Origin of the sequence: Actinoplanes philippinensis (genome assembly GCF_900113015.1) — a bacterium.
In the GTDB taxonomy this organism is placed as follows: Bacteria; Actinomycetota; Actinomycetes; order Mycobacteriales; family Micromonosporaceae; genus Actinoplanes; species Actinoplanes philippinensis.
Window position 1 is genome coordinate 77676 of sequence record NZ_FONV01000001.1, and the last position, 18520, is coordinate 96195.

Annotated in this window: 18 protein-coding genes; 12 read left to right on the forward strand and 6 right to left on the reverse strand. The window is 72.1% G+C overall.

The annotated features are described in order from the left end of the window. Window positions 1-49: 49 nt before the first annotated feature. Window positions 50-1669: a methyl-accepting chemotaxis protein gene (locus BM290_RS00360; RefSeq protein ID WP_093608749.1), complete on the reverse strand. Its 1620-nt coding sequence runs from the start codon at window positions 1667-1669 to the stop codon at window positions 50-52. Window positions 1670-1817: 148 nt separating this feature from the next. Between BM290_RS00360 and BM290_RS00365 the strand changes: the two genes are divergently transcribed. From BM290_RS00365 to BM290_RS00375, 3 genes are all read left to right on the forward strand, one after another. Then, window positions 1818-2525 carry a GNAT family N-acetyltransferase gene (locus BM290_RS00365; protein WP_093608751.1) on the forward strand — a complete coding sequence of 236 codons (708 nt, stop codon included), beginning with the start codon at window positions 1818-1820 and terminating at the stop codon, window positions 2523-2525. A 104-nt stretch (window positions 2526-2629) separates the two neighbouring features. Continuing rightward, a complete protein-coding gene (locus tag BM290_RS00370) occupies window positions 2630-3616 on the forward strand; it encodes a pectinesterase family protein (protein WP_093608753.1) in 987 nt (328 codons plus the stop codon). A 67-nt stretch (window positions 3617-3683) separates the two neighbouring features. Then, window positions 3684-4850, forward strand: a complete 1167-nt coding sequence (locus BM290_RS00375) for a 4-hydroxybenzoate 3-monooxygenase (RefSeq protein ID WP_093608755.1) — start codon at window positions 3684-3686, stop codon at window positions 4848-4850. A gap of 27 nt (window positions 4851-4877) precedes the next feature. Here the strand turns inward: BM290_RS00375 and BM290_RS00380 are convergent, their stop codons facing one another. Together BM290_RS00380 and BM290_RS00385 are read right to left on the reverse strand one after the other, a co-directional pair. Then, entirely contained in the window at window positions 4878-5663 is a 786-nt protein-coding gene (locus tag BM290_RS00380) for a polysaccharide lyase family 7 protein (protein ID WP_093608757.1), read from the reverse strand. A 106-nt stretch (window positions 5664-5769) separates the two neighbouring features. Continuing rightward, the gene (locus BM290_RS00385; RefSeq protein WP_093608759.1) at window positions 5770-5961 is read right to left on the reverse strand and encodes a tautomerase family protein; all 192 of its coding nucleotides are present in this window, start codon (window positions 5959-5961) and stop codon (window positions 5770-5772) included. Between the two features lie 173 nt (window positions 5962-6134). Here BM290_RS00385 and BM290_RS00390 point away from each other — a divergent pair, with 173 nt between their 5' ends. From BM290_RS00390 to BM290_RS00400, 3 genes are read left to right on the forward strand one after another with little or no spacing between them, the layout of a single operon-like run. Beyond that, window positions 6135-7643 (forward strand): sodium:solute symporter family protein, encoded by a 1509-nt coding sequence (locus tag BM290_RS00390; RefSeq protein WP_093608761.1) that lies wholly within the window; start codon window positions 6135-6137, stop codon window positions 7641-7643. Beyond that, complete coding sequence (gene kduI / locus BM290_RS00395) at window positions 7643-8443, forward strand: 5-dehydro-4-deoxy-D-glucuronate isomerase (RefSeq protein WP_093608763.1); 801 nt, start codon at window positions 7643-7645, stop codon at window positions 8441-8443. Before BM290_RS00390 ends, kduI begins: the two co-directional genes overlap by 1 nt. Before the next feature lie 44 nt (window positions 8444-8487). After that, a complete protein-coding gene (locus BM290_RS00400; RefSeq protein WP_093608765.1) occupies window positions 8488-9261 on the forward strand; it encodes an IclR family transcriptional regulator in 774 nt (257 codons plus the stop codon). Here BM290_RS00400 and BM290_RS00405 read toward each other — a convergent pair. Both BM290_RS00405 and BM290_RS00410 read right to left on the reverse strand, forming a co-directional pair. Then, entirely contained in the window at window positions 9245-10744 is a 1500-nt protein-coding gene (locus tag BM290_RS00405) for a hypothetical protein (protein ID WP_093608767.1), read from the reverse strand. The genes BM290_RS00400 and BM290_RS00405 overlap by 17 nt on opposite strands. 10 nt (window positions 10745-10754) lie before the next feature. Further along, window positions 10755-11849: an FAD-dependent monooxygenase gene (locus BM290_RS00410; protein ID WP_093608769.1), complete on the reverse strand. Its 1095-nt coding sequence runs from the start codon at window positions 11847-11849 to the stop codon at window positions 10755-10757. A 44-nt stretch (window positions 11850-11893) separates the two neighbouring features. Between BM290_RS00410 and BM290_RS00415 the strand changes: the two genes are divergently transcribed. The 3 genes from BM290_RS00415 to BM290_RS00425 all read left to right on the forward strand — a co-directional run bounded on the left by BM290_RS00415 (window position 11894) and on the right by BM290_RS00425 (window position 13937). Next, window positions 11894-12289 carry a thiol-disulfide oxidoreductase DCC family protein gene (locus tag BM290_RS00415; protein WP_093608771.1) on the forward strand — a complete coding sequence of 132 codons (396 nt, stop codon included), beginning with the start codon at window positions 11894-11896 and terminating at the stop codon, window positions 12287-12289. 81 nt (window positions 12290-12370) lie between these two features. After that, on the forward strand, window positions 12371-12955 hold the full coding sequence (locus BM290_RS00420; RefSeq protein ID WP_093608773.1) for a DUF5819 family protein: 585 nt from the start codon (window positions 12371-12373) through the stop codon (window positions 12953-12955). Further along, window positions 12945-13937, forward strand: coding sequence for an HTTM domain-containing protein (locus BM290_RS00425; protein ID WP_093608775.1), 993 nt, complete (start codon window positions 12945-12947; stop codon window positions 13935-13937). Before BM290_RS00420 ends, BM290_RS00425 begins: the two co-directional genes overlap by 11 nt. A gap of 21 nt (window positions 13938-13958) precedes the next feature. On the opposite strand, the gene BM290_RS00430 is transcribed toward BM290_RS00425, so the two are convergent. After that, window positions 13959-16091: a DUF4153 domain-containing protein gene (locus BM290_RS00430; RefSeq protein ID WP_093608777.1), complete on the reverse strand. Its 2133-nt coding sequence runs from the start codon at window positions 16089-16091 to the stop codon at window positions 13959-13961. Between the two features lie 217 nt (window positions 16092-16308). Here BM290_RS00430 and BM290_RS48000 point away from each other — a divergent pair, with 217 nt between their 5' ends. From BM290_RS48000 to BM290_RS00445, 3 genes are read left to right on the forward strand one after another with little or no spacing between them, the layout of a single operon-like run. After that, on the forward strand, window positions 16309-16611 hold the full coding sequence (locus BM290_RS48000) for a hypothetical protein (RefSeq protein WP_093608779.1): 303 nt from the start codon (window positions 16309-16311) through the stop codon (window positions 16609-16611). Next, complete coding sequence (locus BM290_RS00440) at window positions 16608-18146, forward strand: hypothetical protein (protein WP_093608781.1); 1539 nt, start codon at window positions 16608-16610, stop codon at window positions 18144-18146. The genes BM290_RS48000 and BM290_RS00440 overlap by 4 nt, the downstream gene beginning before the upstream one ends. After that, window positions 18146-18517: a hypothetical protein gene (locus BM290_RS00445; RefSeq protein ID WP_093608783.1), complete on the forward strand. Its 372-nt coding sequence runs from the start codon at window positions 18146-18148 to the stop codon at window positions 18515-18517. Before BM290_RS00440 ends, BM290_RS00445 begins: the two co-directional genes overlap by 1 nt. Window positions 18518-18520 lie beyond the last annotated feature (3 nt).

The window sequence follows — 18520 nt, forward strand, 5'->3', positions numbered from 1 at the left end:
TCGACACCGGTCACCGCCCGTCGGCGTACCCCTGCTGGTCCTGTGTCTCTCAGACCCGGTATTCGGCGATCTCGCGCTGCAGCTCGGCGGCCATCATCGCGAGGTTCTCCGCCGTGGCGCCGGTCTCGGTGGCGCCGGTCGCGGTGGCGCCCGCCGCCGTGGACATGCCGTTGATGTTGCCGGCGATGTCGCCCGCGCCGGTCGCCGCCTGGGTCACGCTGCGCACCATCTCGGTGGTGGTGGAGCTCTGCTGCTCCACGGCGGCCGCGATGGTCGCGGTGTACTCGTCCATCCGGGCGGTGACCGCGGTGATCTCGCCGATCGCCGCGACCGCCGCGGCGGTCTCCTCCTGGATGGTCGCGACCCGTGCCGCGATGTCGCCGGTCGCCTTGGCCGTCTCCTGGGCCAGCTCCTTGACCTCGGTGGCGACCACGGCGAAGCCCTTGCCCATCTCGCCGGCCCGGGCCGCCTCGATGGTGGCGTTGAGCGCGAGCAGGTTGGTCTGCGCGGCGATCGAGTTGATCAGCTGCACCACCTCGGAGATCTCGGTGGACGACTGGCCGAGGCGGGTGACGATCAGGTTGGTACGCCCGGCGGTCTCGGTGGCGGCGGCGGCGACCTTCGCGGCCTCGGCGGCGTTCCCGGCGATCTCCTTGATCGAGGCGCCCATCTGCTCCGCGCCGGCGGCGACGGTCTGCACGTTCTCCGACACCTGGCCCGCCGCCGACGAGACCGTGTCGACCTGGGCGGAGGTCTCCTCAGCGGTCGCCGACATCTGGGTGGCGACCGCGGACAGCTCCTGCGAGGCGGCGGCCACCTGGGTGGCGTTCTCGCCGACCCGGCGGATCATGGCGGCGGTGGCCTCGGTGGAGGCGTCCAGCGCCCGGGCCAGCCGCCGGACCTCGTCCTTGCCGGTCAGGCCGGTCCGCTGGGTGAGGTCGCCGCCGCGGATCGCGTCGAGCACCGCGACACAGCGGGCCAGCGGCCGGGTGAGGCTGCGGGCGATGTACATCCCGAAGACGGTGGTCAGCAGCAGCCCGGCCACGATCACCGCGATCAGCAGGTTGCGCGCGCTGCGGTAGGTGTCCTCGGCGGTGGCCGCCGCGGTGGCCGCCTCCCGGGACTCGATCTCCTCCAGCCCGGTCAGGGCGTCGCTGGTCTTGTCGAAGGCCGGGTCGAAGCGGGTGTCCTCCATCTCGGCGCTGCGGACGGCGTCACCGGCCCGGCTCGCGGGCAGCACGTCGCCCTCGGCGGCGGTGAAGAACTCGTCGACGGCAGACGCGAACCGCTTCTGGATCTCCCGCTGGGCGGGCTCGGCCGGGTTGGCGGCGTAGGCGGTCCATCGCTCGGTGATGCTCGCCCGGAGCTCCGTCAGCTCCCTCTCCAGAGCGCGGGAGTCGGCCGGATCGTCGGTCACGATGTGCCGCAACACGCTCGCCCGGTACTCGTTGACCTCACCGTCGATCTGCGCGAGCTGGTCCATCTGCCGGAGGTCGGTGTCGTAGATGCCGCCGCCGACCTCGTCGACCTCACCGAGGCGCAGGATGCCCACACTGCCGACGGTCACGCAGACCAGGCCCGCCATCCCGGTCAGCGCCAGGATCTTGCCCGTGGTGGAGACGTTGTGCAGGCCCCAGCGGCCGAGCGTGCTGGCTGACTCCGATGACATCGATTCCTCCGGATGTTGGGTACCCCCGGTCGCAGCGATTTCCGGCGACAATGAAAGCTTGAGCCGTCAACCTCATGGGCGGCTCAAGCGCCGGTACAGCCTTGGTCAACCCGACCGGCGATCCACCCGGCCGGGAAGGCGACACGTCATGACAGAGGTATCGATTCGTTTTCTGCGGGGCGAACCGGACGAGAAGACCCTGATCACGCTGTACGACACGGTGATCGCGCCGAGTTTCGTGGCGGCCGAGCGGGAGCCCCTGGACCGGCTGCGCCGGGTGCTGGCCGCCGACGAGCTGCGCGGGGCGATCGCCGTCACGCCGGACGGGGAGCCGGTCGGCGCGCTGTTCCTGGAGTGGTTCGCCGACATCCGGGCCGCGCTGCTCTGCTACTTCGCCGTGCGGCCCGACCTGCGCGGCGCCGGGATCGGCCGGCTGCTCGTCGCCGAAGCCGCGCCACGATGGCGTGCCGAGCTGGGGCCGCACGCGGTCTTCGCCGAGGCCGGGGATCCGGGCGCGGCCCACTCCGGCGCCGGGGGCCCGGACTACGGCGACGACGACGCGCGGCTGCGGCTCTACGCCGGGTTCGGCGCCCGCCGACTGCCTATCCCCTACCTGATGCCCCAGTTGTCCCCGGGCGGCGGCCGCCTGGCCGACCTGCTGCTGCTGGTGGTCGAGGCGGACGAGGTGGTGAGCCCGGCGCCGGACCGGATCCGGAGCGCGATCGTCGCGGACTTCGTGGAGCGCTACTTCGCCCGCCAGGAGGGCAGCCCGCTCCGGGACGACGACGGCCGACTGGGCCGCCTGCTGGCCGAGTGCCGCCGCGCCGACAGCCTGCCCCTGCACGCCTTGCATTGACACTGGACTATGCCGGACCTACCGTCGGACGGGTCTCCAAGGAAAGCGCTTACCTACAGGTCGCATCCCCCATGTCGCGGCCTGGTGAGGAAAGGACGTCCCCCATGCAACGCTCCGTCACCGCCGCCGTCGCGATCGCGGCGGCGCTGGCCGCGGTCCCCGCACCGGCCCGCGCCGCCACCTCGTTCACCGTCGCCGCGGACGGGTCCGGCAACTACACCACGATCCAGGCCGCGGTCGCCGCCTCGTCCACCGGCGGGGTGATCACCATCAAGGCCGGCACCTACCAGGGTCAGGTGCAGATCCCGGCGAGCAAGTCCGGCATCACCCTGCAGGGCGCGACCGGCAACTCCGGCGACGTGATCATCACCGGCAACAAGCCCCAGTCGACCGCCGGGACCGCGGGCAGCGCCACCGTCTACAACCTGGCTCCGAACAGCACGATCAAGGGCCTGACCATGCAGAACACGTACGGGGCGGGCAGCCAGGCGCTGGCCGTGTACGCCGCGGGCGACCGGCAGGTCTACCGCAACGTGCAGATGAAGGGATACCAGGACACCTTCCTGTCCTGGGGTGGCACCGGCTCGTCCCAGATCCGGCAGTACGTCTACAAGTCCTACATCTCCGGCGCGGTCGACTTCATCTACGGCAACGGCGCGGTGGTCATCGACAGCACCACGATCGAGTCGCTCAACATCGGCAGCAGCTCGAACAACGGCTACATCACGGCCGCCGCGACCGACGACAGCAACCCGTACGGCATCCTGATCACCCGTTCGACCCTGAAGAGCTCGGCCGCCGCGAAGACCGTCGCCCTGGGCCGCTGCTGGCACGCCGGCAACGCCGCGGACGCGATCGGGCAGGTGCTGGTGCGGGAGTCGACGATCGGCGCCCACGTCCGGCAGGCCGGCGCCTGGCAGGACATGAGCGGCTGGTCGTGGAAGACGTGCCGGTTCAACGAGTACGCCAACACCGGCGCGGGCGCGAGCGCCGGCACCTCGGACCGCCCGCAGATGAGCGCGTCCACGGCCGCCAACTACACGGCGCAGAAGTACCTGGCCGGCGCCGACGGCTGGAACCCGGTCCAGTAGGCCGATCGATCCGCCGGCGTCCACGCCTAGGATCCCTTGTGGACTGTCAGGTCAGGGGGAGGCACGGATGCCGGCGGACACCACGGTCGTGATCATCGGGGCGGGGCCCGCCGGGATGTCGCTGGCCAACTTCCTGCAGCGGCGCGGCGTGGGCTGCGTGGTGCTGGAGATGCGCGATCGGGCGTACGTCGAGGGCCGTCAGCGGGCCGGGGTGATCGATCACCGCGCCGGGGAGATCTTCGCCGAGTTCGGTCTCGACGGGCCGGTCTCCGGCGGCGGGCCGGTCGAGACGCTGCTGGAGATCCGCACCGACGGGGCGCCGCGGCTGCTCGACGTGCCGGCGCTGGCCGGCGGCCGCCCGAGCCGCCTGGTGCCGCAGCAGATGCTGGTGCGGCGGCTGATCGGCACGTTCCTGGAGGGCGGCGGCGACCTGCGCTTCGAGGCCCTCGACGTGACCCCGCACGACCTCGGCGGTGACCGGCCGCGGGTCACCTACCGTGACACGGACGGCGTCGAGCACGAGCTGACGTGCGAGTACGTGGCGGGTTGCGACGGTTTCCACGGGGTGAGCCGGCGCAGCATCCCGGACGGCGCGCTGACCACCTACTCGTTCGACCACGGCATCGGGTGGTACACGGTGCTCGCCGACTCGCCCGCCCCGCGCTACCCGTTGATGGCGGTCAGCCGGCACGGGTTCGCCGCCCAGTTCGCCCGGGGGCCGCGGGCCAGCCGGTTCTATCTGCAGTACCGGCCGGGTGACGACCCGCGGCAGTGGCCGGACGAGCACACGTGGCGCCAGTTGCGGCTGCGCCTGGGCGACGAGAGCCTGCCGGAGGGCCCGATCACCGGCCGCGAGGTGGTGGAGATGCGCAGCTTCGTGGCCGAGCCGATGTCGTACGGGCGGATGTTCCTGGTCGGCGACGCCGCGCACATCATCACCCCGATGGGCGCCAAGGGGATGAACCTGGCGATCGCCGACGCCTACGTGCTGGCCCGGGCGATCATCGACGGCGCCGGGCTCGACGAGTACTCCGCGGTCTGCCTGCGCCGGACCTGGGACTACCAGGAGTTCTCCCGCTGGTATGCGGAGATGGTGCACGACGCGGGCGACGACGCGCGGTCCGGCCCGTTCCGCCGCAAGCTGGCGCTGGCCCGGCTGGACCGGCTCTTCGCGTCGCCGCCGGCGGCCGCGGCGTTCGCCGACCTGATGGCCGGCACCGAGGTCCTCCCCTGAGCGGGCGCCCCGGCGCCGGCCGCCGCGTCAGTTGTGCTTGACGGTCAGGCTGTAGAACTTCACCTTCGCGCCGTTGGTGGTGCTCTCCGACGACGACTGGTTGTACGAGCCGGCCTTGAAGTACTGGCGGTACGGGTTGAACGCCGACGGGATCGTGTACGAGGTGGCCGTACCGTTGATGGCGAGGTTGATCTTGTTGCCGTTGACGTTGATGACGTAGGTCCATTTCACGCCGAGCGCCACGGTGCCGACCTTGTGCAGGGTCTGGCCGCTGGCGTCCGGTGAGTTCTGGGTGCCGAAGTAGATGTCGCCGTTCGGGCGGTAGTAGAGCTCGGCCAGGGGCTTGGTGGAGGTGCCGCCGGTGCCGAGCTTGACCTGCCCGACCGCGACGTTCTTCGTCACCGACACGATCCGCAGCTGGGCACTGAGCGTGTGGTTGCCGGCCAGCGTCCAGTTCGCGGCGCTGCCGTTGGCGTTCATCTCGCGCAGCTCACTACGGGCGTAGTTCGAGTTCGGCGTGGTGACGCCCTTCTCCGGCGCCCAGAACGTCATCGAGCCGTCGTTCTTGTCGGTCCAGAAGAACGACGGATTGCTGTAGCCGTTGGCGCCCTTGAGCTGCGCCGGGGAGATCGTGTCGGGGCTGCCGGGCGAGCCGGTGGGCAGCTGCAGCGACCAGACCGAGAGGTCGAAGTTGCCGCCCGGGGGCAGGCTCGGGTCGAGCGTCGCGGCGGAGGCGCTGCCGATGCCGAGGGCGCCGAGAGCGCCCGCCGCGGCGGTGGACAGGGAGATGGCCAGCAGAGTGCGTCGTCGCATGGGGATGACCTCGTTTACCGTCGGGGTAATCGGCAAGACGGTTAACAGATAACCAGTCTTACTATCGACGGACAAGAATCTCCCGGTTCCGGAACCTTAAATATCCTTAAGCGTCCCGGTCGGACTCCAGCACTCCCCCGTTCGCCACGTCGGCCCGCTCGATCTCGTCGAAGCGGATGCGCACCGAGGCCCGCTTGGCCTTGAGGATGCCGACCGCCGCGGCGGTGACGGCCTCGGCGAACTCACGGCGCTGGTCGAGGGTGCGACCGGACAGCAGTTCGACGGTGATGTTGGGCATGAACCCTCCTCGATTCCGTGGACAGGAACATTGTCCCGTTACACGGAACGCCGTCAAGGCTTCTCGCATAGACTGACTTCATTGTGTTTCATGTATTGACAAGGCGTTTCGTGTAGCAGAACATCCCTCGAAACATCCCTGTAACGCGTGTCATGCACCGGAGGGGAGCTCACGTGACCGCGCTCGACTGGGCAATACTCAGCGGATACTTCCTGGTGATGGTCGGCATCGGCCTGTGGGCCAAGAGCCGCGTGCACAACGTCGCCGACTTCTTCACCGCGGGCGGCCGGATCCCGTGGTGGCTGTCCGGCATCTCGCATCACATGTCCGGCTACAGCGCGGTCATGTTCGTGGCCTTCGCCGCCGTCGCCTACAACTACGGCCTCGCCATGTACGTCTGGTGGGCCCTCACCATCGGGCTCGGCGTCGGCATCGGCGCGTTCGTCTTCGCCGCCCGCTGGAACCGGCTGCGCTCCAAGCACGGGGTGGCGTCCCCGCTGGAGTACCTGGCCCGTCGCTACAACCTGCCCACCCAGCAGGCGCTCGCCTACAGCGGCGCGCTGCTCAAGGTGGTCGACATCGCGGCCAAGTGGGTGGCGATCTCGGTGCTGCTGCGTGGTTTCGCCGGCGTGCCGATCATCTGGGGCATCCTGATCACCGGCGTGGTGACGCTCGCCTACATCACGCTCGGCGGCCTCTGGGCGGACGTGCTCACCGACTTCGGCCAGTTCGTCATCCAGGGCTTCGCCGGCGTCGCCATGTTCATCGCGTTCCTCGCCCACCTGGGCGGCGTCTCGGCACTGTGGACGATGTGGGGCGACCTGCCGGAGGGGCACGGCGATCCGTTCAGCGGGCCGTACACCCTGACGTTCTTCCTGGCCCTGCTCTTCATCAAGACGTTCGAGTACAACGGCGGCATGTGGAACCTGGCGCAGCGCTACATGGCCGCGCCGTCCGGCTCGGCGGCGAAACGGTCCGCCCTGCTCTCCAGCGGGCTGTGGCTGGTCTGGCCGCTGATCCTGTTCCTGCCGATGTTCGCGGCGCCGCTGATCGTGCCCGGTCTGGCCAACGCCGAGCAGGCGTACGTCGAACTGGCCAAGACCCTGCTGCCGCCCGGCGTGATCGGCCTGGTGCTGGCCGGCTTCTTCTCGCACACCATGGCGATGGTCTCCTCGGACGCCAACGTGATCTCGTCGGTGGTCACCCGGGACATCGCGCCGGTGCTGGTCCGGGCGGTGCGCAACCTCAGCGAGCGGGCCGAGCTGACCTTCGCCCGGGTCACCACGTTCGCCTTCGTGGTGATCAGCATGGTCATCGCGATCAGCACCGAGGGGCAGGGCGTGGTCCTGAAGATCGTGGTCGACCTGGTCGCCGCGACGATGGGTCCGATCTCGATCCCGCTGATGCTGGGCCTGCTCCCGTGGTTCCGGCGCAGCGGCCCGACCGCGGCGATCGTCTCCTGGGCGGCCGGCCTCGGCGTCTGGGTGGTGGTCAAGTGGGTCCTGGAGGAGACCAGCCAGACCATGGTCGTCGGCGTCCCGCTGGTCACGTCCCTCGTCCTGTACGTGGCGATCGGCCTGCTCAAGCCGGAGCGCACGGCCGGGCGCGACACCCTGATCGACTCGCTCGACACCGACCCGGTGGACGAGCCGAAACCGGTCACCCTGCGACAGGAGCGCTGATGGAGTCACGACCCGCTACGGCACCGGACCAGGTGACGAGCATGGACACCGAGCAGTTGCGACGGCGGTTCCTGGTGGAGGACCTCTTCCGGACCGGCGAGGTACGGCTGACGTACACCCACGAGGACCGTCTCGTCGTGGGCGGCGTCGCCGGGACGGCCGGCCTGCCCTGCCCGGACCAGCTGCGTTCGGAGTACTTCCTGGAACGCCGTGAGCTGGGTGTGGTCAACATCGGGGGCCCGGGCGCCGTCACCGTGGACGGCGCCCGGCACGACCTGGCGTCGCGCGAGGTGCTCTACGTCGGGCGCGGCGCCCGGCAGGTGAGCTTCGACGGCCGGTTCTACCTGGTCTCGACGCCCGCGCACACCAGCCATCCCACGGTCAAGGCGACCCTCGACGACGCCGAGCCGGTGCGCCTCGGGTCGGCGGACGGATCCAACGAACGCACCATCTACAAGTTCATCCACCTCAAGGGCATCCAGAGCTGCCAGCTCGTGCTCGGCGTGACGGTCCTCGAACCGGGCAGCATGTGGAACACCATGCCGTGCCACACCCACGAGCGGCGTACCGAGGTGTACTTCTACTTCGACCTGCCGGAGGCCGACCGGATCGTCCACCTGATGGGCCGGCCGGACGCGACCCGCAACCTGATCGTGGCGCCCGAGCAGGCGGTGATCTCGCCGTACTGGTCGGTGCACTGCGGGTTCGGCACCCGCAGCTACGCCTTCGTGTGGGCGATGGGCGGGGAGAACCAGGCGTACGACGACATGGAACCGGTGGCGATCGGCGAGCTGCGGTGATCTCGCTCGCCGGCCGGCCCGACAGCGACCAGTAGGCTGATCCGGTGGTCAGGGAAGGCAGCTCCATCGACAAGACACTGGCGGTGCTCGAGGCTCTCGCCGAGCACCACCGCGTCACCGACATCGCCGTGGCGACCGGTGTCTCCAAGTCGACAGTGCACCGCATCCTGCAGTCGCTGGTCGCCTGGGGCTTCGCCCGTCCCGACGGCCTGGGCAGCTATGAGCCCGGCCCGCGGATCCTCACCCTGGCCGGGCGGGTCATGCACCGGTTCGACCCGGCGCGCCAGGCCTCCGGCGCGTTGCACGCCCTGTGTGAGGCGACCGGCTTCACCACCCACTTCGCGATCCGCAGCGTCGACGAGGCGGTGTATGTGGACAAGCAGGAGGGGCGCCGGCCGTACCAGATGCCCTCCCGGATCGGCATGAGCCTCGCCCTGCACACCACCGCCATCGGCAAGGCGATCCTGGCCGAGCTCAGCGACACCGAGGTGCAGGCGATCAGCCGCCGCACCGGTCTGCCGCAGCGCACCCCTCGCACGCTGACCAGCGAGGAGGACCTGCTCACGCATCTCGCGCGGGTGCGGGCGCTCGGCTACGCGATCGACGACGAGGAGAACGAGCCGGGCATCCGCTGCGTGGGCGCGGCCGTCTTCGACCACACCGGGCGGGTCCTCGGCGGCATCTCGGTCTCCACGCTGGCGCTCGACATGGACATGGCAGGGCTCGAGGCGCGGGCCGGCGAGGTGATCGCGGCGGCCCGGGAGGTGTCGTCGGCCCTCGGCGCGGCCGCGCCCGCCCCGGTCACGCCGCCTCTTTAGCGCACAGGTAACGGCGTGACAGCGTCAGCGACGCGATGCTCAGCGTGATGCCCACATAGACCGGGGCCAGGTGTACGGCGTCGGTGTAGCCGATCACCATGTGCACCGCCACGGCCGGCAGGAAACCGGCAGTGGCCGAGCCGGCGAGCGTCCACCACACCCAGCGGCTGCCGCGCCGCCAGCCCCACATGCTCAGCGTGACGATGGACAGCGCCGCCGCGATCAGGGCGCCGCCGAACCCCGCACGATCGTGCGCGACGAACGACCGCAGTCTGTCGTTCGCCTCCTCCAGGTGCCCGGCGTGGGTACCGAGGAAGTCCAGATCCGTGGCTACGTAGACGTCGTTGAACCCCACCACCGACACGGTCACGCCCCCGATCAGCAGGCCTGCTCCCGTCACGATCATCAGCAGCTGGCCGGTCAGGGCGCGGCGGCGCTCCGGCTCGGGGCCGTCCGGGAGCAGCGTCCACCGGGGCGGCCCGATACGCGGCGTCACCGCGAGCACGAACATCGGGGCCAGCACGATCGTGACCGCGGCGTGCAGCGGCTCCACGAAACCGCCGGTGCCCAGGAAATACAGGATGCTGGGAAACCCGACCGCGCCGGACAGCAGCAACGACCGGCGCGCCCACGGCCAGCCCTGCCGCAGGCCGCCCCAGGCGAGCCCGGCGTAGAGGATCCCGATCGCGACCATCGTGCCGGCCATGGTGATCCGGTCGTGCTGCAGGAACGGCACCAGTCTGTCGTTGAGGGCCGCGAGCTGCTCGCGTCGCATGCCCAGGTAGTCGTTGTCGTACCAGAGCAGCACCGGGCCCAGCGTGATCAGCGCCGCGCCGACGCCGCCCCCGATCATCCCCAGACCGACCAGCAGCGCCCACAGCCACGCCGGCCAGCGCCGCGGATCCGGGCCGGCGTCACGCGGCGACGGGGCGGGCCCGGCCGGGGTCTCCGCCTCGATGACCCGCTGGAACCAGCCCGGCCCGGCGGCCACCAGGAGCGCGGGGGTGGCCAGGACCACGGCGTCCGGGTCGGCCAGGGCGCGCCGGGCCGTCTCGATGTCCGGGTCGGTGAGCCGGACGACGGCCGCTTCGGTGGTGACCACCCGGTCCACGTACGGGGCGACGGCGGCGGCCGTCTCCGGATCTCCGGGGCGCGCCCACACCGGGCACCGCCGGCCGGTCGCCGCCGCGCGGACCGCCGGGACGTCCGCCGTGGTCACGGGGCCTATCTCGATCACCCCGGCGCCCTGGACGGGCAGCGCGCGGATCGCGTCGCGGGCGTGCCGGACCGGGACCGTGGCGCCGAGCCGGCCCGCCAGTCCGGGCGGGGCGGCCGGATGGGCGAAGACCGCGGCCACCGCCCGTGCGCCGGCCGGCCGGGACGTCAGGGTCGCCAGGAACCGCAACGCCGCCCGTTCGGAACGGCGGCGGCCCAGCAGGCGCGCGGTGATCGGGCGCAGCGGGTGGTACGTCCAGTCCGGCACGCGGACATGATCACACGCGAAAGCCGATCACCGATGCCATGCCCCGCAGCACCGCCTCCCCCGGCACCAGCCGGACCGCCACGTCCCGGGCCACGGCGGCGGGCGGCCAGCCGATCTGCCCGATCGTGTTGAGCCGCGCCGACCGGGTGACGATCGCCTGCGTACGGGGCCGGCGCCGCGCGTCGTAGCGGGCGAGCGCCGCGGCCAGGTCGTCCCCGGCTCCGGCTCCGGCCAGGCAGTCGGCCAGCACCACGGCGTCCTCGATCGCCTGGCAGCCGCCCTGGCCGAGGCTGGGGGTCATGGCGTGCGCGGCGTCGCCGAGCAGGACCGTGGAACCGTTGACGAAGGACGGCAGCGGCGGCAGGTCGTAGAGGTCGTGGCGCAGCACCGCCTCCGGCGCGACGGCGTCCAGCAGCGCCGGGATCGGATCCGGCCAGGCGCCGAAGCGGCGCAGCACCTCGGCGTGTTCGTCGTCGGAGGTGCCGCCCTCCGGCACGGTCGCGGTGCCGAAACAGTAGACGCCGCCGCCCTGCATCGGCGCGTAGCCGAACCGTTCGCCGCGGCCCCACAGCACCGCGCCCTCGGCCAGCTCCAGCGGCCGGGTCACCATCCGCCAGGCGGTGTGCCCCGCATAGCGTGGGCGGACACCGGGCCACAGCCGGGCCCGGACGGTGCTGCGCAGCCCGTCGGCGGCGACCACCAGATCGGCCCGGGGCACGTCGTCGACCTCCTCGCCGGGGCGCAACGCCTCGGCCGGAAGGGCGTCGAGAAGCGCCTCCAGCAACCGGCTCCGGTGCAGCACGACCACCGGGTGGCCGAAGCGGCGTTCCAGCTCGTCCGAGGTCACCCGGGTGAGCCAGCGGCCGCGGCGATCCTTCGCTCCCCCGGCGAGCTCCCGGCGGGCCCGGCTCAGCACCTCGCCGAGCAGGCCCAGCCGGTCCAGGGCGTGCAGCGCGTTCGGCCACAGCGAGATGCCGGCGCCGACCTCGGTGAACGCGGGCGCTCTCTCGTACACGGTGACCCGCCAGCCGATCCGCCGTAGTGCCACCGCGGCTGCCAGCCCGCCGATGCCGCCGCCGATGATTGCCGCGTTCCGCTCGCCCACGCCTGGACTCTAGTCATCACCATCAAACGGATAAAATTCCCATCATGACCAAGCCGACCTTTGTGTACGACGGAGACTGCGCCTTCTGCACGAGTTGCGCTCAGTTCATCGAGCGCCGCATCCCCACCCGGGCCCGGCTGGTCCCGTGGCAGTTCGCCGACCTGGACGCCCTGGGCCTGACCACCGGCCAGTGCGAACAGGCCGTGCAGTGGGTCGGCGACCGCAGGGCGGCCGGGCCGGACGCGATCGCGCTGCTGCTCAAGGACGCCGGCCGGCTGTGGCGGGCGGCCGGGACCGCGCTGGGCTCGGCGCCGGTGCGGCTGGTGGCGTGGCCGGTCTACCGCTGGGTGTCCGAGCACCGCCACATGATGCCCGGCGGCACCGCGGCGTGCTCCCTCCCGCAGGCGCAGCGCGACCGAATGACCGACACGCCGTTATAAGGGCGAATCACCAATTCGTCCTGGAAGGCGGAGCCCGGCGTGCGGCAACGGTACGGAGAACAAGGCGAGAAGCCGCAACGCGTGCTCAGGGGCGCCGTCGTCGGGCTGTGCGCGGCCGCGGCCCTCACCCACGTGCTGATGACGTTCCTGCACGTGGCCCCGTCGAACCCGATCTCCGAACGCTACCGGGCGCAGATCAACGCGTGGATCAGCCCGTACTTCGAGCAGAACTGGCTGCTCTTCGCCCCCAACCCGGAGCCGATCCGGACCCAGATCTTCGGGCGGACCGGGTGGACCGACGCGGCCGGCCGGCGGGAGACCGGCGACTGGGTCGACCTCACCGCCGCCGACAACGCCGCGGTCACCCACAACGTCTACCCCAGCCGGACGAACCAGGCCATGCTGCACCGCGCCTGGAACGCCTACGCGGAGGCGCACGGCGAGGACGAGGTCTCGGTGGACGAGTACTCGCTGCTGCGCGCCGAGAACCTGCGCAACATCGCCACCCGCAGGCTCGCCGAGCTCAGCCCGCAGCCCTTCCAGGTGATCCGGCTGAGGGTGGTGGCGACCCCGATCCTGCCGCCGGGCGAGACGACCCCGACCGACGAGAACAAGCCCTATACCAGGCTCCTGCCCTGGTGGAATGTGACGTCCGATGGCAGTTGACCAGAGCATCCGCCCGGCGCCGGCGCCGGCCACCCCGCCGGTCCGGGCGTCCGCCGGGCGGCTCTTCGACGAGGCCTACCGGCGGCTCACCGAGAAACCCCTGTCGTTGTACGCCACCGCGTTCCTGCGTATCGGCAACGGGTTCCTCTTCCTCGTCACGCTGCTCCGCGAGTTCCCGCACCGGCACCTGATCTGGGGTCCCGAGGCGCCGTGGACGGCCGAGATGGCGCGCCGGATGTTCGACCAGCTCGGTTGGTTCAGCGTGTTCACGCTCTCCGACGACCCGGCGTACTTCGAGGTCTGCTACGCCGCGACGATCCTCGTCGGCGTGCTCTTCATGCTCGGCTGGCGGACCCGGGTGACGTCCGTCCTGTTCGCCGTCGCGGCGATCTCGGTCTACTCCCGCAACGTGCTGATGAGCAACGGCGGCGACAACCTGCTGGTGCTGATCGCCGTCTACCTGATGTTCACGGCCTGCGGGCGGCGGTGGTCCCTCGACGCGCGCCGGGCCGCGCGGCACGCCCCAGCCGGGGGCTTCCGCGAGTTCACCGTCACCGTCCTGCACAACTGCGCGCTCCTCGTGATCATGGCGCAGATGTGCATCCTGTACGGGGCAGCCGGGCTCTTCAAGGTGCAGGGCGAGACGTGGGGCGACGGAACCGCGCTGCACTACGTGCTGGAACAGGACCTCTTCCGGCCCTGGCCCGCCGTCTCCGACTTCCTCGACGGGCAGCACGCGCTCCTCATGATCGCCTGCTACCTGACCGTGCTGGTGCAGGTCGCGTTCCCGTTCAGCGTGTTCAGCAAGCTGAAGTACGTGGTGCTGCCCCTGCTGGTGGCCATGCACCTCGGCATCGCCGTGCTGATGGCCCTGCCGGTCTTCTCCGCGGTGATGGTGCTCAACGACGCGGTGTTCCTGCCCGACCGGTTCTACCGGTGGGCCGCCCGGACCGTCCGGAGGCGCCCGGCCCCGTCGGCGTGACGGGGCCGGGCCGCCCCGGCCTCAGTTCCGGGTCTTCGGCAGATCGAACTGGTCCGCGCGGCGGCAGTCCTTCTGGTTGCCGATCGCGCCGCTGCCCAGGCTCTTCAGGGCCGCGCGCGCCCGGGTCCGGCCCAGGTTCCACGCATACCAGGGGTCGGGCTGCTCCAGCTCGTCGGCGATCCAGCTCAGCGTGCAGCGGCGCACCGGGTCCGGCAGATGGGTCAGCGCCGGGGTGGCGTCGGCCGAGAGCGCCCGCAGATACCAGGCGTCGATCTTGCCGGTCTGCTCGTAACGGATCGCGTTACGGCTCGCCACATAGCCCTCCGGGTCGAGAACCGCCAGGCCCAGCAGCATCACGACGGCCAGGCCCACGGTGGCCTGCGGGATCCAGCGGCCCCGCCAGCGGATGCCGGCCGCCGCGATCATCACGAAGACCGTGCCCAGCAGCAGCTCCAGCGACATCACGAAGATCCGCTCGCCGGTGAAGCTGTAGACCCGCTGGTACGCCCACATCCGCGACAGCGCCGACGCCACGATCACCACGCTCAGCGCGCACACCGGCCCGAGCAGCAGCCGCAGCACGATCCGCTCCACCGGCAGGTCACGCTTCGCCCAGCGGGCCAGGGCCGCCAGCACCGCCAGCGACAGCAGGGTGACCGCCACCAGCTGCCAGAAGCCGCTCCGGGCGTACTCGGCGTAGCTCAGGCCGGACGTCTTCAGCACGTGCCGGGCGCCACCGAACAGCACGGTGAACTGGACCCCCACGAACCCGGCGAACAGCAGCACCAGCGCGGAGACCGCCGGCGCCCACTCGACCAGGCCGAACCGGCCCCGGCCCGGAGTGTCCAGACCCGACGTCACCGGCGGAGCCGACAGCGTGTAGACGCCGGACACCGCCAGCAGGCCGCCGACGATCGCCAGGAACACCCACTCGAAGGCCGAACCGCCCTCGAAGTCCGGCACCAGGTCGTCGAGCAGCGCCGAGAACGCGACGTCCGCCGACGACAACAGACCGCCGAAGACCAGCAGCATCACGATCGTCAGCGCGGCCGAGAAGACCACCCGGCGGGCCATCCCCGGATTACGGCCGCTCGACTCCAGGTGGTTGCGCACCCACGGCAGGCCGCGCAGCGCCGCGTACGGTGCGGCGAACAGGCTGAACAGGATCGAGCGGACCTGCCTGCCGCCGACGATCGCCAGGGCCGCGCAGCCCAGGGCGCCCAGCACACTGAAGGTCACCAGCCACCACGCGTTGCGGAACGCCGGCACCAGCAGCAGCGCCAGGGCCGACGCGGTCCACCCGATCCGGGTCCAGCGGTCCGCGCGGGACAGGTCGCCCGCCCGCCGGACCGCGAACACCACACCGGCGGTCAGCGTGAGGGCCGCCAGGAACCAGCCGATGCCGACCCGGCCCAGCGGCAGGAACGCGACGAAACCGGCCGCGCCGGCCAGGACGGCGGCGGGGACGGCGCGGCCGCGGGCCGGTTTCGGGCCGGGCCAGTGTTTGTCGCGGAACTGCTTCCAGCGCGAGGGCGGCAGCGGCTGGTACGGGCCGAACGCCCCGGTGTGCTGCGGCGTCAGCCTCGTGACCGGAATCGGCCGGTCAGCGGGCGGCTCTGCCGGCGCGGGCGCGCCGGACGCGGGCGCGCCGGACCCGGGCGTGCTGGGCGCGGGCGTGCTGGGCGCGGGCGTGCTGGGCGCGGGCGCACCGGACCCGGGCGTGCCGGGCGTTGTCGCCGGAGTGGCGGAATCGTTGGCAGGGCGGGCCGGGCCGGCCGCTCCCGTGTCGGCGGGCCCAGAACTCACCCCACCCGAGTGATCCGCTTCGCCGCCGGCATTCCCGGCCTTCTTCTCGCCGCCGGCCTCGCCGTCCGAGGTGGAGGGAGAGGCGGAGGGAGAGGTGGAGGGAGAGGCGGCCGGAGAGGTGGAGGAGGGAGCGGGCTTGACGGCGGGTGACGGCGCGACCGGCGAGGTGCCGGCGGGCGCGCTCATGGCGACGGCGCCCGCGCCCTCCGGCGACGACGCCACCGGCACCATGGGCACGAACAGCGCGTACCCGCGCGTGCCGGAAGGGATCTGCACCGGGATCGCCCAGGCGGGAGCGCCGTCGGCTCCGGGCCACACGATCGACGGGATCGCGTCGGTCGGCGGCATGACCAGGAGTCGGGGCGGTTCGGCTTCCGATGGTTCTCGTTGTTCTGGCGGCTCGGCCACGGGACCCCCTCGTTCGATCGGTGGGCACACTGTAGGGCGCTCACGCCAATACGTCTACGTTGGGACGATCCCGTTTCGCCCTGACGACACAGATTGGCGGGGCAGGCCGCCGAGCGCGTTCACGACGATCGATGCGAGGGGCGTTACGATCCGTCCCGTGCAGGTCGATGTGGACGAGTTGCGGGCCGCGGCGCGGGCGTTGCGGGACGATACCGCGGAGGGTCTCCGGAGAGCCGCCGACCGGGTCCTGGTGCCGGAGCGGGAGTTCGGCGTGGACGCGGCGTTCGACAGGCACACGACAGCGGCCCCCTACCGCGCGCTCGCCGCCGCGCTGGAGCAGGAGCTCCGGGTGCTCGAACGGGCCGCCCGCGAGCTGGCCGACGCGCTGGAGCGGACCGCCCACGACTACGCACGGTCCGACGACCGGGCGGCACGCCGGCTGAGCGGTGACCGGGGGTGACCGGCGACGATCTGCGGCGCCTGCGGCACGAGCAGGGCAACATCCGGGAGGCGTACGGCCTGTGGGGCACCGACGACCTGACCGCCGGCTGCCGCGCCGGAGCGGAGGTGGCCGGCTTCGGCGGTGACCCGGCCACCCTCGACGACATCGCGGCCAACCTCGACGAGGTCCGCCGGATCGCCGGCCGGGCCGCGGACATCGTCGCCGGCCTGCGGGACCGCGGAGTCGCCGTCGGCTGGGCCGGTGACACCCAGGTGGAGGCGGCGGAGGCGGTCGAGGCGCTGCACTCCGGGGTGCACGGGCTGCTGGACACGCTCGGCTCGATCCCGGGGCGCGTCCGCGCGTACGCCATGGTGATCGAACGCTGGCGGGCCGCCGACCTGGCCGCCGCCGACGCCCTCCTCGACGTCGCGGCCAACGCCGCGCGAATGACCATGCTCGGTCACCTTCCGGATCCGTCCACCTACGACGCCGAGCGGATGTCGGCGCTGCACCAGCGGGCCGTGCGAGCCATCGACGATCGGGTGGCCGGCCATCGGGCGGTCACCGAGGCGGGCCGTGACCTCGCCTCCCGCCTGCACGATCAGGCCGCTCAGGCGCGCGGGCGGCGGATGGCCGGGGCGCCGCTGAGCGCGCTCGACGCGGTGGTGCTCACCGAGGCCGGCAGCGACTGGCGGTCGGCGGACCTGGGTGTCCTCACCCCGGCGCAGGCCGAGCGGGCGGCCGCGGCGCTGACCGGGCTGGGCGACGCGGATCGGCGCGCCATGCTCGTGCTGCTGCGCGCGGCGGCCTCACCGGAGCAGCGGGCGTACCTGATGAAGGCGCTGGCCGCGGGCTATCCGGTGGGTGAGGTGGCCGCGTTCGACGGCCTGATCGCGGCGCACGGCGACGACGGGCCGTGGCTGGCGGCGCGGCTCGGGCCGTTCGACCTGGACTCCGGCCCGGCCCCGGCCGCCGGTCCGGGCTGGTCCCAGGGGCAGCTCCCGACGTGCGTGGCCGCGTCGACGGTGGCCGCGCGTGCCGCCGTCGATCCGATCTACGCGCTGCGGCTGACCACCGGCGGCCGGCCGGACGATCCGGCGCACGACAACCCGGCGGCCTTCCGGGAGCGGTGGCGGGCCGAGCAGCTGCAGGTGTACGACGACGGGCGCGACCTGCTGCAGAAGGTCCGCGGGAGTGACGGCATGACGTCCCGGCAGTCCACGGCGATCGCGAACGAGCAGATCGGCGCGCACACCGGGGCGACCTACCGCAACGTGCCGGTGGACAGCCTGGACGGGCGCTCCGATCTGCTGCCGCGGATCGAGGCGGCGGTCGACGACGGCTATCCGGTGCCGGTCACCACCCGCGACGACGGACCCGGCCACCAGATGATGATCATCGGGCACCAGGGGGACGAGCTGCAGATCTACAACCCGTGGGGATACACGTTCTGGGTCCCCGCAGGCGCCTTCACCGAGGGCGACATCAGCCACGGTGACGCCGGGTTGCCGGGGACGCCGGTGTCGGTGCGCCTGCCGGAGCGGACCGGCTGATGCGGATCCGCACCGACGAGGACGCCGAGCGGGAGGACGTGACGGCGCTGCTGGGCGCGGGCCGGTTCGCCGACGCGCTGGTGCCGGCCGCGCTGCAGGCCGACCGGCTCGGCACGCACCCGCGCTCGCTGACGTTCCTGGCCGAGATCGTGCGGCGGGGCGGCTGCGCCACGGCAGCGCGCCTGCCGGAGCCACTACCGGGTCCCGATCAGACTCGCCTGATACGGCCATGGCTGCTCGCCGCCGGGGAGGCGCCGCCGCCCTCCCCGGCCGGCCCGTCCTTCGCGGCAGCCGATGCCCGGCTCGCCCGGTGGCTGGACGGCGTGGCCGCGCTGATCGACGCGCGGCCGCGACGCCCGACGGCGGGGTGAGCC

Bases quoted from the DNA above. Each gene is read 5' to 3' on its own strand.
- BM290_RS00365 (WP_093608751.1), top strand. From the start codon at position 1,818: ATGACAGAGGTATCGATTCGTTTTCTGCGGGGCGAACCGGACGAGAAG.
- BM290_RS00385 (WP_093608759.1), bottom strand. From the start codon at position 5,961: ATGCCCAACATCACCGTCGAACTGCTGTCCGGTCGCACCCTCGACCAG.
- BM290_RS00370 (WP_093608753.1), top strand. From the start codon at position 2,630: ATGCAACGCTCCGTCACCGCCGCCGTCGCGATCGCGGCGGCGCTGGCC.
- BM290_RS00360 (WP_093608749.1), bottom strand. From the start codon at position 1,669: ATGTCATCGGAGTCAGCCAGCACGCTCGGCCGCTGGGGCCTGCACAAC.
- BM290_RS00430 (WP_093608777.1), bottom strand. From the start codon at position 16,091: ATGCCGCCGACCGACGCGATCCCGTCGATCGTGTGGCCCGGAGCCGAC.
- BM290_RS00375 (WP_093608755.1), top strand. From the start codon at position 3,684: ATGCCGGCGGACACCACGGTCGTGATCATCGGGGCGGGGCCCGCCGGG.
- BM290_RS00445 (WP_093608783.1), top strand. From the start codon at position 18,146: ATGCGGATCCGCACCGACGAGGACGCCGAGCGGGAGGACGTGACGGCG.
- BM290_RS00425 (WP_093608775.1), top strand. From the start codon at position 12,945: ATGGCAGTTGACCAGAGCATCCGCCCGGCGCCGGCGCCGGCCACCCCG.
- BM290_RS00380 (WP_093608757.1), bottom strand. From the start codon at position 5,663: ATGCGACGACGCACTCTGCTGGCCATCTCCCTGTCCACCGCCGCGGCG.
- BM290_RS00415 (WP_093608771.1), top strand. From the start codon at position 11,894: ATGACCAAGCCGACCTTTGTGTACGACGGAGACTGCGCCTTCTGCACG.
- kduI (WP_093608763.1), top strand. From the start codon at position 7,643: ATGGAGTCACGACCCGCTACGGCACCGGACCAGGTGACGAGCATGGAC.